The 12,863-nt window shown below is 45.9% G+C and carries 9 protein-coding genes and 2 pseudogenes; 9 read left to right on the forward strand and 2 right to left on the reverse strand.

Annotated features, from left to right (window positions below; genetic code table 11):
* Window position 1: 1 nt before the first annotated feature.
* The 7 genes from ODOSP_RS06775 (at window position 2) to ODOSP_RS06805 (ending at window position 8,662) form a co-directional block, all read left to right on the forward strand.
* The gene (locus ODOSP_RS06775) at window positions 2-2,341 is read left to right on the forward strand and encodes a TonB-dependent receptor (RefSeq protein ID WP_013611616.1); all 2,340 of its coding nucleotides are present in this window, start codon (window positions 2-4) and stop codon (window positions 2,339-2,341) included.
* A 48-nt stretch (window positions 2,342-2,389) separates the two neighbouring features.
* The gene (locus tag ODOSP_RS06780) at window positions 2,390-3,631 is read left to right on the forward strand and encodes a YncE family protein (RefSeq protein ID WP_013611617.1); all 1,242 of its coding nucleotides are present in this window, start codon (window positions 2,390-2,392) and stop codon (window positions 3,629-3,631) included.
* 158 nt (window positions 3,632-3,789) lie between these two features.
* Window positions 3,790-4,353, forward strand: coding sequence for a methyltransferase family protein (locus tag ODOSP_RS06785; RefSeq protein ID WP_013611618.1), 564 nt, complete (start codon window positions 3,790-3,792; stop codon window positions 4,351-4,353).
* Window positions 4,354-4,477: 124 nt separating this feature from the next.
* Window positions 4,478-6,127: an ABC transporter ATP-binding protein gene (locus tag ODOSP_RS06790; protein ID WP_228026248.1), complete on the forward strand. Its 1,650-nt coding sequence runs from the start codon at window positions 4,478-4,480 to the stop codon at window positions 6,125-6,127.
* 4 nt (window positions 6,128-6,131) lie between these two features.
* On the forward strand, window positions 6,132-7,931 hold the full coding sequence (locus ODOSP_RS06795; RefSeq protein ID WP_013611619.1) for an ABC transporter ATP-binding protein: 1,800 nt from the start codon (window positions 6,132-6,134) through the stop codon (window positions 7,929-7,931).
* A gap of 118 nt (window positions 7,932-8,049) precedes the next feature.
* The gene (locus ODOSP_RS06800; protein WP_002560578.1) at window positions 8,050-8,289 is read left to right on the forward strand and encodes a hypothetical protein; all 240 of its coding nucleotides are present in this window, start codon (window positions 8,050-8,052) and stop codon (window positions 8,287-8,289) included.
* Entirely contained in the window at window positions 8,279-8,662 is a 384-nt protein-coding gene (locus ODOSP_RS06805) for an RteC domain-containing protein (protein WP_008778329.1), read from the forward strand. The genes ODOSP_RS06800 and ODOSP_RS06805 overlap by 11 nt, the downstream gene beginning before the upstream one ends.
* Window positions 8,663-8,737: 75 nt before the next feature.
* Here the strand turns inward: ODOSP_RS06805 and ODOSP_RS06810 are convergent.
* Together ODOSP_RS06810 and ODOSP_RS06815 are read right to left on the reverse strand one after the other, a co-directional pair.
* Window positions 8,738-9,037 (reverse strand): annotated as a pseudogene (locus ODOSP_RS06810) (transposase); the annotation flags it as partial.
* Window positions 9,038-9,053: 16 nt separating this feature from the next.
* A pseudogene (locus ODOSP_RS06815) lies at window positions 9,054-10,427 on the reverse strand (DUF3945 domain-containing protein); the annotation flags it as partial.
* Between the two features lie 752 nt (window positions 10,428-11,179).
* On the opposite strand from ODOSP_RS06815, the gene ODOSP_RS06825 reads away from it, so the two are divergent.
* Both ODOSP_RS06825 and ODOSP_RS06830 read left to right on the forward strand, forming a co-directional pair.
* Entirely contained in the window at window positions 11,180-11,995 is an 816-nt protein-coding gene (locus ODOSP_RS06825) for a type IV toxin-antitoxin system AbiEi family antitoxin domain-containing protein (protein ID WP_013611622.1), read from the forward strand.
* Window positions 11,992-12,786 carry a nucleotidyl transferase AbiEii/AbiGii toxin family protein gene (locus tag ODOSP_RS06830; protein ID WP_013611623.1) on the forward strand — a complete coding sequence of 265 codons (795 nt, stop codon included), beginning with the start codon at window positions 11,992-11,994 and terminating at the stop codon, window positions 12,784-12,786. Before ODOSP_RS06825 ends, ODOSP_RS06830 begins: the two co-directional genes overlap by 4 nt.
* The last annotated feature ends 77 nt before the right edge of the window (window positions 12,787-12,863 follow it).

Below are 12,863 nucleotides of genomic sequence, written 5' to 3' on the forward strand. Positions count from 1 at the left end.
AATGAAACAGAAAGTACTATTTTCTCTATTGATACTGATGCTCATGAGCATCAGTGTATCCGCCCAAACAGGTGGGGGGCGGATTGCGGGCGTGGTCATCGACAACACTGACGAAGATCCACTGCCCGGAGCAACCCTCTTTATTGAGGAACTGAAAAAGGGCGATGTAACCAACAAATATGGCGAGTTCTCTTTTTCAGACATTCCTTTCGGTACTTATACATTCACCGTGAAGTTTATGGGCTATCAAACAGCAGTCCAAAAAGTAACCGTAAGTAAAGAGAATGTAAAGAAAACTATTATCCGCCTGAAAGCCGAAGTCAAATCGCTGGACGAAGTGGTGGTGATGGGCAAAAGTGAAGCCCGCAAGATTCGGGAGCAAGCCATGCCGGTAACGGTTTACAGTATGAGCCAGTTACAAGGTACAATAAATAGCGTAGAAGATATTCTGACTAAGACCGTAGGCGTAACCATTCGTTCGCAGGGAGCAGTAGGCAGTGCCTCGCGTATCTCTGTTCGCGGCTTGGAAGGCAAGCGTATTGGATTCTTTATAGACGAAGTACCGATGAACGATAATTCCGATTTCATCGACATCAACGATATACCCATCGACATGATTGACCGCATTGAAATATATAAAGGTGTGGTTCCAGCCAAGTTCGGTGGATCTGCCGTGGGGGGTGCTGTAAATATCGTGATTAAAGAGTATCCACCTCGTTACTTGGATGCTTCGTATTCGTTCGGTAGCTTCAATACACATAAAGCAAGTAGCGTCTTCAAGCGGAATCTGGTCAAACAAGGAATAGAGTTGGGGGCAGCGTTGTTATACACCCATTCTGATAATGACTATCGTATGGAATTGCCTCAGAACAAAGGTAAGTTCATAAAACGCGACCATGACAAATTCAACCAATCGGGGGGAGGGATATCGATGAAAGCCCGTAAATGGTGGTTCGATCAGATGGAGTTTGAACTTGAATTTATCCGAAACAGCAAGCAGATACAAGGCGTGGTAGAGAACATACGCTCTGCCGAAAGTAGTGCCGGAGCTTACAACTTCGCCATTGATTTACAGAAAGACAATTTCCTACTCAATGGACTTGACTTCAGTAGCGGCACGGGCTATGCCTATTCTCAATACAACTTTGTGGATACAGCTAGGCTTCGCTACGACTGGGATATGAATCCTTATCCGCCTGTTTCGGCTTACGGAGGAGAAATAGGAGTTTTACCCTCTGACATGAAAATGCGTAAGCATACCGTGGGAAATAAGACCAATCTCAATTACATCATCAATGACCGGCACTCCATCAACCTCAACTCATTATTCAAATGGGCATTGGGGAAGCCCTCCGATCCGTTGTTGGATAAAGCGGTGGGGCGACAGATAAACTTCGACTCACACATGACGAGCTGGGTATTAGGTTTGGGTTACGACTATAAATCCCCCAATGACAAATTCCTCAACTCGCTGACGGGTAAGTATTATTACTATTCCATGAATACGAAAATAGGAGATGTTTGGAATTCCGTACCCAAAGAAGTGGATATGCAGCAGCACGATTGGGGTGTAAGTGAAGCCTTGCGCTACCGCTTCACCAAAGAGTTGTTGGGGAAAGCCTCCGTAAGCTATGATGTACGACTACCGACAGATGCCGAACTCATTGGCGACGGCTTCCTTATTGCTCCTTCGGGCGACTTGAAACCCGAAAGAGGAACTAACGCTAACATCGGATTGATGTACGATAAAAAGATTGGTTCCGGATTGTTGCAGGTGGAGGTAAACGGATTCTTCTCTTACCTGCAAGATATGATACGCTATACGCGCAACTTCGTGCAGGGCAGATACACTAATTTCGGTGAGATGCGTACCTTCGGTGTAGAGGCAGAAGTCAAAGCAGATGTTACACGCTGGCTTTACGGATATGTAAATGCCACGTTTCAAGACCTTCGCGATACACGTAAGTACGAACCAACGAGTAACGTTCTCAATCCGTCGAAGGGATTGCGTATGCCTAATATTCCCTATTTCTTAGCAAATGCGGGGGTAGAGTTTCACAAAGAGAATCTCTTCGGAGGGAAAGGTCAGAATGTAAGACTATTTACCGATGCTTCATTCGTAGAAGAGTATTTCTTCGATTTCGAAGTAAGTCAATATCAAGAGAAACGCATTCCGCGCTCTTTCAAGCTCGACTTGGGATTAGAATACTCCATCATGAACGGTGGGCTTACCTTCTCGGCAAAAGCATCCAACCTTACGAATGCCCGCCTGTTCAGCGAGTTTAATTACCCGCTTCCCGGCAGAGCCTTTACCGCACGTATCAGGTACGTGCTGAAATAAAGCTAATCACAATTCAATATATTATTCAACAATAAAATAAAAAGTAAAATGAAAAAGAGAATCAACGGAGTATTACTCCTCCTAATGAGTATCACTATGCTGTTTTCAGCTTGTAGCAAAGACCCGGAAACGAAACCAATCACGACCGATCCGGAAGTAAAAGTTGGCGATATACTTGTTTACACCATGCTTATGAATCCCGGTGGACAGACCGGGTCAGGTTGGATGCAGTTAGCAGATGGAGTGTCTCCCAAGAAACTGACAAACAAAAATGCCGTGCAAGTCGGTTACGGAATGATGCCAGTGTGCAACGGTAATGATGTGTACACTTTTCCTGCGTTCGGAGCACAAGGTGATGAAAATGTAGTAACAAAATGGGGGCGTTCGGGAACTAAACTCACCAAAACGGCAACCATGCCTATTCCCCTTAATTCTGTTCCAAGACACATCTCTTTTGTTAATGCAACAAAAGCCTATCTGATATCACTTATCGGCAAGTTATTTATATTCAACCCTCAAACGATGGAACTAACTGGTGAGATTGATCTGTCCTCTTACGCTGCACCGGGATTGGCCGTACCGATGTTTGGATCTCCGTTTGTGCATAATGGACGTTTGTATGTAACACTGAATCAGACAGACATGACATTCCAACCGGCTACCGAACCTCAGATAGAACTCGCGGTAATCAACACTCAAACGGACAAGGTGGAGCGTGTCATCTATGAAAAGGCGAGTGGTATCGGTATCGGGGCTTATACCTATGGGCAACAAACCTTTATCGATGAAAAAGGCGATATGTATCTGATGTGCACGGGCGCATACGGCATGAATCCTAAGTACAAGACCGGTATCTTGCGCATCAAGAAAGGCGAAACCGAATTTGACCCTACCTATAATTGGGTGTTGAACGATCAAACAATCGAAGGCGAATCGGGCAAAACCGTTTGGCTGCTTCAATCACAATACGCCGGCAACGGAAAAATGTATGCCACGATGGATATTCCTTCTTATTGGGCAAACCCAACATCTCCCAACTGGTTCACGGATAAATCGCTCATCAGTGTAGAGATGGATATTTACAATAAAACGGTAAAAAAACTTCCGATACCGATGACGTCAAGCTTTGGAGGAGCAGTGGAGAAATACAAGAATCTTATCGTGTTTGCTATTAATGGCAGAAATGATGTGGGCTTTTATACGCATAATCCTGCAACCGGCGAAACAAGCTCGGATGCCGTAGTAAAGGTAGATGGAGCTCCTGCATATTTCCATTGGTTTGAAAACTAAGTAATAATCAATCACTCAGAAGAGGCAAAGGTGAGAGTTGAATTATCGGCCTTTCCTTTGCTCTCATTTTTTAGCCCAAACATTTATTAATCTTGTTTCTCCATTCAGAAATGGCTATTCAAGGGTTTCAATATCACACACAATAAATAAAATTTCGTATGCCAATAAACGATTTCATTCAATTTCACTTCGGTTGGCTCAATGCATGGATACCTTCGTTTGCATTGGTGCTGATACAACTTTTGTATATGATTCTTTACCGAGAAGGTGGCAAACGTGCCGTAGATACATCTTGGTATACCTCTAAGGACAAGCGGTACGCCACTTTAAGCTTTGTGTTTCAGGGAACATTGCTTTTGGTGTCGCTCTTTGTCCCTCTCCGCATAGGTACACCGCTATTCACGGTGGGGTGCGTCTTGTTTGCCTTTGCACTTGTCGGATTTATGGCAGCCTTTCATGCTTATGCCTCTACGCCTAAAGGAGAAACTGTCGTACGAGGCGTTTACCGCCTGTCGCGCAATCCGATGTACTTCTTCTATGAAGTGGGAGCATTGGCGGTTTGCATTGCCTCGGCATCGTTGTGGTTGCTGCTTGCCACAATTCCTTTGATCCTCGTCACGCATGGCGTTATCTTGGGTGAAGAGCGATACTGCATGACCACTTATGGGGAAGACTATGCGCGGTACAAAGCGAGAACTCCCAGATACTTCTTACTCAAATAGCAACCTTATGAACAATCTCTCTCAAATACTCAATTCCGCCACGATGGGGCAGCCCCGTCGCTTGCGTCCGCTGATAGGCTGGACGGTTGCGGAGTACTTTTTTCGTGGCGCACCGTATGGGGCAATGCTGCTCGTGGTGTGGGAGGTATTCAAACCTCTGCAAAATCCCGGCACACCGCTCAACCTCGTGAACATAGGTTGGGCGTGCCTAATGCTTCTAATTTCTCTCGTTTGCCTTTGGCTCATTAGCAAAAAGGCATACCTTGTAGCCTATAAAGACGGCTACGACATTTGTTGCGATGGTCGTTTGGAAGTGGTCAATCACCTGCGCCAACTGCCGATGAGTTTCTTCAATAGTCGTGATCCCGGCGACATCGGGGCATACATTGTCAGCGACTATAACAACGTGGAGATGCTCACTACTCACCTTATCGGTCAGTTCTTTGGCGGGCTGGCGATGCCCATCGTCGCTTTGGTTTCGCTCTCATTCTTCAACTGGCAATTAGCTTTGGCGGCAGCAGCTGTCATTCCATTGGCATACCCCATGATGTGGCTCACCAATCACTTTGTGGCAACCTTGGGCAAGAGGCATCAAAAAATAAAGACCAATGCCGCTTCGCGCATGATCGAGTATATACAAGGTATCCGCCTGATTAAGGCTTTCAACCTGAGCGGCAATAAGTTTGAACGCTTGGAACGAGCTTTCCGTGATCTAAAGCGGGAGAGCATCCGTTTGGAAGCGGCTCCCGCACCCAGCATCACGCTGGCTTCCACTCTGCTCAATGGCGGCCTGGTTCTTATTATGCTACTTGGCTTCTCGATGTTGTTAAATGCCAAAGTCTCCATGCCCGTTTACATCATGTTCCTGCTGGCAGGATCGGCTATCTATGCCCCACTCATCAACGCCTTGACCTTTATCGCCCTCATCAACTACATGAAGCTGGGAGCCGAACGCATTGATGCTCTTTGCAAAACGCCCGTACTTCCGGAGGGTATAATAGAAGATGTTGTCAACTCAGAGATAGAGTTCCGTCACGTCAGCTTCAGCTATAATGCCGATATTCCCGTACTTCGGGATGTATCGCTTACCATTCCCGAAAAGGAACTGACCGCTTTTGTGGGACCATCGGGTTCGGGCAAAACGACATTGACACGACTCATTGCCCGTTTCTGGGATGTAAGCGAGGGGGAAATCCTATTTGGCGGACGAAACATCAAAGACTACACCGTGCATACACTGATGCAACAAGTTTCCATCGTCTTTCAGGATGTGTATCTCTTCAACGATACCATTTATAACAACATCCGCGTGGGACGTGAGACAGCTACCCGCGAAGAGATAGAAGTTGCCGCACGCAAGGCGCAATGCCACAACTTCATCACCGCTATGCCTGATGGCTACGAAACGATGGTGGGTGAAGGAGGTAGCACACTATCCGGTGGAGAGAAACAGCGTATCTCTATTGCCCGTGCCATTTTGAAAGATGCGCCCATCGTGTTGCTTGACGAGGCAACCGCTTCGCTCGATCCCGAAAACGAGGTTCACATCCAAGATGCTATCAACGACTTGGTGAAAGAAAAGACTGTAGTCATCATCGCTCATCGCTTGGGCACGGTGATAGGTGCCAATAATATTGTAGTGATAGACCAAGGACGGGTGGTGCAGCAAGGCAAGCATCAAGCTCTTTTGGCAGAGGAAGGACTGTATCGCAATCTTTGGGAGGAACAACAACGGGTAAAAGGATGGAAGTTCAAACAATCGAATAAACAGTAAGGCTATGGATACAAATAAACGCAAGACCGGGCTGGCACGGTTGATAGAAATAGCCGGCACTAAACGTCGGCTGCTCATCGGGGCGATGTTGTTGGCAGTTATCACCGCCATCGTGCAGTTTGTGCCGATCATAGCGGTGTACAATATTCTCATCGAGTTGGCAGAGCATGCGCTTGATCCCTCATTGATTGACAAGGCATACATCTGGCTGTGGAGCTATATCGCCTTGGGAGCTTTCTTCGCTTTCGGAGTGCTCACGTTTGCTTCCCTCATGCTCTCGCACATTGCCGCTTTCAACATTCTGTATGAAATACGAATGCAGCTAGTACAAAAAATGGTTCGTTTGCCCTTGGGGTTCTTTTCCCGCCGGGCTTCGGGAGAACTGAAGAAAATAATGAGCGACGACGTGGAGCGCATCGAACTGTTTATTGCCCACCATATCCCTGACATCGTAACTGCCCTACTTTTTCCGCTGATTCTCGTCAGCTATATGTTTGCCGTAGACTGGCGGTTGGCTATCGTAGTATTGGCTGTGCTGGCGATGGCATTCTATGTGATGGGAAGAATGTACACCGGCAAAAAAATCCGGGAGGTTTCCAAACGGTATGTGGAGACCTTAGGCAGAATGAATGCTAGTATTGTGGAATATATTCGCGGTATTCAGGTGGTGAAGACCTTCACCGAATCGACTAATGCCTATCGCAAACTCAATGACGACATCAAGGAGTACCGCAAATTTGCCAACGAGGTAAACGTACAATACCAACCCACATATGTAGGTTTCCTTACCATACTCTCTTCGGCACTGCTCTTCATCATTCCCGTGGCAGTGTGGCTGCTTGTGGGGAGTGCCTCGTATGCCACTTTCGTGCCGGTGTTACTCATGTTCCTGTTTTTCGGCGTGGCTGTTTTCTTTCCCGTGCTTAAACTCTTGTGGATAGGCAGCTTTCTGAATCAGAACAACATGGGTGTACAGAAGATTGATGACATTCTCTATATGGACGAAATCGAAGAGCCTGACATTCCCCGACACCCCAAAGACGCTTCAGTGGAATTTCGCAACGTCTCTTTTGCCTACGACACCACGCCGATACTCAAAGCGATATCTTTCATCTCCCATCCCGGTATGATAACTGCATTAGTCGGTCCTTCGGGAGCCGGTAAAAGTACCGTTGCTATGCTTGCCGCCCGCTTTTGGGACGTTCAAAGCGGAGAAATCTTAATAGGAGGAGTGCCAGTCAAAGAGATTCCCACTTCGGTGTTGATGGACAACGTCGCTTTTGTCTTTCAGGATAATATGCTCTTCTTCGATACCATCGAGGAGAATATCCGTATGGGTAACAAGACTGCAACCTTTGAGGAAGTGGCACGGGCTGCCTGTGCCGCTCAATGCCATGAGTTTATAGAATCCTTGCCCAATGGTTATCAGACATTGGTAGGCGAAGGAGGCATCTACCTCTCTGGTGGTGAAGCACAACGCATAGCCTTGGCTCGCGCCATATTAAAAGACTCCCCTATTATCTTGCTGGACGAAGCCACCGCCTTTGCCGACCCCGAAAACGAAGGTAAGATTCTGGCAGCATTCTCTCATCTCATCAAAGGAAAGACGGTATTGGTCATCGCTCACCGATTGTCTACAATCACCAATGCCGACCGAATTCTGTATGTAGATAAGGGTGTGATAGCCGAGCAGGGAACACATGAGCAGCTACTTGCTCTTAAAGGAGAATACGCTCGTATGTGGGAAACCTACAACCGAGCAAAGAGGTGGACGATTGGTGGAAAAAATAACCGTAAATTATAAATACAACAAAATATAACCGGTATAAAAAAACTCATTCAAACCGCTGGCTACGGGAGAATTGTATCAACGCAATCCTCAGCAAAGCAACGCAATTTATCAATATGTAAATGTATTAATTATGAAAGACTTATCAGATTTGAGATTTTTCCGACTATTATCGGAACACTCACAGAAAGAGTTTGCCGTAAATGATTTTACGGCCGCATTGCAAGAACTTGCCAATCACTTAGTAAGTATTGCTATAAAGGAACAGGACTACGCTGTATTATTACGTTACTTCTCTTTTGGACTAAACAGGCTCAAGTCGTATCGAGTACAATTTGAGCAGGGGGAAAAACGCCTTGTCATTGCTTATTGATGAAGCGATAGGACTTGTAAATACGGAAATCCGCATACTCAATATGCAAATTAAATATCCGGTTCAATTCCAAAACCGGAAGAATAAACTTCCACTCTCGCCGCTCTACCTTACAGACGAAACCTATCTTATTGAGATTATGGAGATAGTTAGTGGATTGTTCCTATCTAAAAGAGTGGTAACGCGCAGTGGTACAGAAGCACCACTTACAGAAATCGGAAGAGCCTTTGAATACCTTTTCAATATTAAATTGGGCGATGTGCATAAGAAGCATGAAAGTGTCGTTAGTCGTAAACCATCAAAAATAACCGAATTTTTAGATACGCTTCGTAAAGCCATTAATGAAGAAAGCAAAAAGAAAGGCTATCTATAAATCAACTATTTAACAACTATTTATGGGGCTGTCCAAAAAAGTGAAGTGCACCCTAAAAGTTGGACAGGTTAAACATTATCCAGTTATAGAAAGAGTTCGGTATTGTACCGGACTCTTTCCATTTAACCGGGATTTGATTCTTTTATTGTTGTAATAATCAATATATTCATTCAAAGCCTTTATAAAGGCTTCCGGCGACTCAAATTTCTCGGCATAAAGCAATTCGGATTTCATTATGCCGAAGAAGTTTTCAGCCATGGCATTGTCAAGACAATTGCCTTTTCGGGACATACTTTGGATTATATTGTAATCCTCAAGACGCTGTCTGTATCCGAAGTGTTGATATTGCCATCCTTGATCAGAATGTATTATAAGCCCGTCAAGATTATCGGCGTCCTTCGCGCAGCTCTTTCTGCTCCTCGGAAGTGATTTTCACGCCGCCTATCTCGTTCGGGATGTAGATTTCCCGCGCGCCTTCAGGGGAGTCGGGGTTGTAGCGGGTGTAGGACGGGCGGCCCGTCGCCTCGTCGAGCTTCACGTAGGAGGAGAACAGTTCCCCGTCCTTGCGCTTCATGCCCTCCACGAAGATGGCCTTGCCCGCATTGAGGCCTTCCACCTGCTTCTTGGTCAGTTCCACGCCTCCCAGGTACTGCCGGTTGAAGAGCTTGTCGTTCTCGAAGATGAACTCCACGCTCCTGCGCTCGGCATTGACCTGAATGTGGGCGTCGAACGGGTTGCCCGATCTGGCCGTCATTCCTTCGATGAATATCTTCTTTCCTTCACGCAGGTCGTTCTGTTCCTGCTCGGTCAGTTTCACCCCGCTGATTTCACGTGGTATGAAGACATTCTCGGCTTTCATCGCCACCACCTCGTTGGTGAGCTTGTCGATGCTGATGAAAGAGGGGACATACTCGCCGTTGCGGTTCTTCAGTTCCACGACACGCCCCATGTTGCCCGTCTCGAGCAGGTTCTTCTTGTCCTCGTCGGAGAAGATGTGCCCGAAGTAAGGACGGTCGAGGTCGGGTTTCTGCCGGATACCGTGGATGCCCAGCACGATGTCCCCGGAGCGGGACTGCTGGAACGAGAGCCTCGCGTCGGTGCGTAGTACGGCGGAGCCGAAGTTCATGCTGATGGGCACGACCTGGTTGGTCTTGTAACCCTTGAGCATCTGGTCAAGTAGTCCCCGTTCCTGGAGTTCCTCACGGGAGAGCCCGAAGTTCTTCAGCTGTTCCCAGTTGATCATGGACTCGTTGTAGCGGTACTGGGGCTGTTGTTGTTGCTGCGTGCCGTCGCCTTGGGCGGCCTGCCGCTGTGTTTCATTTTCTTTTGACATTTCTTCTTGATTCTTGGGGTTGATACTTTGGTTTTCCTTGTCGCGGGGGACAATCTCGTATTTCTTGAGAAATTCCTCCACTGCCTTGGTCTGCTTTCCTGCCGCGATGTCTTCGACTGCCTGCCTCACTTCCGGGTTATCCAGCGTGTCTTCCTTGATGGTAAGGATACCGAAGCGTGTCGGGTCCTTGAGCTGGCTCCAGAAGTTCTTCAGGAAATTCTCGAACATGCTGGCGTAGCGGTCGATTTTCAGAAAGGAGTTTGTATGCTCCTTGTCTGCCGGAACCGTCTTGTACCTGCCGTCCTTGTCAATTTGGGATACTGCCTGTAAAATCAGTTCCATCTTGTCGAGGATAAGGATGATGTCGCTCATCTGTTCGTTCTCGGCGACTTGCGGTTTAGGGGGATCGTCCCTTCCATTTTTCTTTGCCATAACTTTGGTTTTTAGGGTTGATAACTATGATTGTCAGTGCAAATATATAGGATGATTTCTGATATATGATTGATTTACAATATGTTGTACTATGTGTTTCATCGTTTGTCATCCTGTTTCACCGCGGGAGGAAAAGCGGGAGGCGGAAAAACGGGAAAGTCAAAGGAAAAAGTAAGGAAAAGCACCGGATTAAAGGGGCGGAAAAGGGCGGGCACACACGAATGGCAAGCCCCAGGGTAAGAAAAACGGCAGGAACGCCACGAAACCGGCAAGGAGAAAACCGTATTATGCAGAGTTGCGAGCGAGCTGTCTTTAGTCCCCGCTTCCTTGTGCCGCTCTATAAGACAGGAAGAAGATTTTGTATGGGGAATGTGTTGACGGCGTAATCCATTGGAACATCAAGTCCGGCAAAATACCGCTGTCAGATTGTTTTTTATCTTGTCCTATGCGCCGTAGGTCGCTTCGCTTGCTAAGTCCCGGCCGTCTCCACAACTCGGACGGCGATACCGGAACGTTTTTTCGGGTGAAAAATTACCGCAGGGAATTTTTTGCGCGAAAACCGCAGGCTCGAACGTGGAAGGTATCGTCCCTCCGAGTTACCTTTTCAATGGGACTTGACAAGGGAAGCGCGGCTATGATGGATTTTTATAGAGGAATATGGAAAAATGCACATTTAGCCCAAGATAATTGCAATCATTTTGCGTAAGTAATCAGGAAATGATTACTTTTGCAGAATCATTGCATCGTGTGATATGAAAAAGGATATAGAAAACTTGTCAGAATGGATTGAAAACAGGGAAATGAGGGGTTACTACACCTTCACCAAGGAAGATATTGAAAAGCAATTCCCTTCATTGGGCAAGGATTATATGAAAACCTATCTGTCCCGTTTGGTCACTAAAGCGAAAATCATTTCGCCCTGGAGAAATTTCTATGTCATCATGCCTATAGAGTATTCGCTGAAAGGGATTATCCCTCCGGTCTTCTACATGGATCAGCTTATGGCTTATCTTGACAAGAAATATTATGTAGCCTTATTAAATGCCGCAGCTTTTTATGGGGCCTCCCATCAAAGGGCTCAAACTTTTTCGGTAGCGGTTGAACTACCTTATATGAGGAGTACTTCTAAAAATGGCACATCCATATTATTCTTCTCTAAAAAAGAAATTCAAACGGAGTTCATAAGAAAACACAAAACCCAAACTGGATATATCAACGTATCTTCTCCTGAACTGACAGCTATTGACTTGATAGAAAACGAAAAGAGCGTGGGTGGTCTGAACCGTGTCTGCACTGTTTTGAACGAATTGGTAGATGTCGTGAATCTGGACAGCCTGAATGACTCCTTCTTCAAAGCATCATCTACACCGGTCTTTCAGCGGTTGGGATATATCATGGAACATATCTTGGAGCGAGAGGATTTGGCGGAAACTTTATATTCCAAAATGGAGGTCGCAGGATTAAAATTTAGAAAAGTTCCGTTTAAGGTAAACAAACCGACAGGATATTGTGAAGTTGATAAAAAATGGAAAGTGATTATTAACCAAGAAATAGAAATAGACGAATGATTCCCGAATTTGCAATCAGAGAATGGGGCGAACAGGTTCCATGGACAGAAACCGAACAGGTTGAACAGGATTTGTTGATATGCAGAGCCTTGACAGAAATTTATAAGGACCCATACCTTGCATCACATCTTGCATTTCGTGGTGGAACTGCCCTGCATAAGCTGTTCCTGTCACCCCAGCCCAGATATAGCGAGGATATCGACCTTGTACAAGTTAAAGCGGAACCGATAAAAGAAACATACGACCGCATCAGAGAAGCACTTTCTTTTCTCGGCGAGCCCAAAGTCAAGCAAAAGAAACATAATAACACTTTAATTTTTAGACTTGAATCAGAAATTATACCGGTTGTTCCGATACACCTCAAGGTGGAAATCAATTGCAAGGAACATTTCAATGTGCTACCAATGCAGGAAGTTCCATTCTCAGTTTCAAACAAATGGTATAATGGAGAGTGTCATGTCTTGACCTATCAGCTGGATGAATTGGTGGGGACTAAGTTGCGTGCTTTGTACCAAAGACGAAAGGGACGTGATTTATATGACTTGTATAAAGCATTGACCCTATCAGATGTCAACATAGCTCACGTATTGGCTTGTTACCAAAAGTATATGGAATTTGTGGTAGATCACGTTCCTACTTACAAAGAATTTATTATCAACATGGAAGATAAAATGCAAGATGATGAGTTTTTGGGAGATACCAAGCAGTTGCTTCGGCCAGATGAAGAGTTCAATCCACATAAAGGGTATGAGGTAGTCCGCACACTTCTAATAGACCGGTTACAAAAGTAATGCAAAGCCCATTCTTTCCATCCTTATCAGAAGAATGGGCTTTGTAGGCTTTCACCTTTCCCTAGCTTTGTCTTTCC

Origin of the sequence: Odoribacter splanchnicus DSM 20712, from assembly GCF_000190535.1 — a bacterium.
Taxonomy (GTDB): Bacteria; Bacteroidota; Bacteroidia; order Bacteroidales; family Marinifilaceae; genus Odoribacter; species Odoribacter splanchnicus.

What these genes read in the sequence shown, in the direction of transcription:
- ODOSP_RS06795 (WP_013611619.1), top strand. Translation starts at nt 6,132, where the DNA reads ATGGATACAAATAAACGCAAGACCGGGCTGGCACGGTTGATAGAAATA.
- ODOSP_RS06780 (WP_013611617.1), top strand. Translation starts at nt 2,390, where the DNA reads ATGAAAAAGAGAATCAACGGAGTATTACTCCTCCTAATGAGTATCACT.
- ODOSP_RS06825 (WP_013611622.1), top strand. Translation starts at nt 11,180, where the DNA reads ATGAAAAAGGATATAGAAAACTTGTCAGAATGGATTGAAAACAGGGAA.
- ODOSP_RS06800 (WP_002560578.1), top strand. Translation starts at nt 8,050, where the DNA reads ATGAAAGACTTATCAGATTTGAGATTTTTCCGACTATTATCGGAACAC.
- ODOSP_RS06830 (WP_013611623.1), top strand. Translation starts at nt 11,992, where the DNA reads ATGATTCCCGAATTTGCAATCAGAGAATGGGGCGAACAGGTTCCATGG.
- ODOSP_RS06785 (WP_013611618.1), top strand. Translation starts at nt 3,790, where the DNA reads ATGCCAATAAACGATTTCATTCAATTTCACTTCGGTTGGCTCAATGCA.
- ODOSP_RS06775 (WP_013611616.1), top strand. Translation starts at nt 2, where the DNA reads ATGAAACAGAAAGTACTATTTTCTCTATTGATACTGATGCTCATGAGC.
- ODOSP_RS06790 (WP_228026248.1), top strand. Translation starts at nt 4,478, where the DNA reads ATGCTGCTCGTGGTGTGGGAGGTATTCAAACCTCTGCAAAATCCCGGC.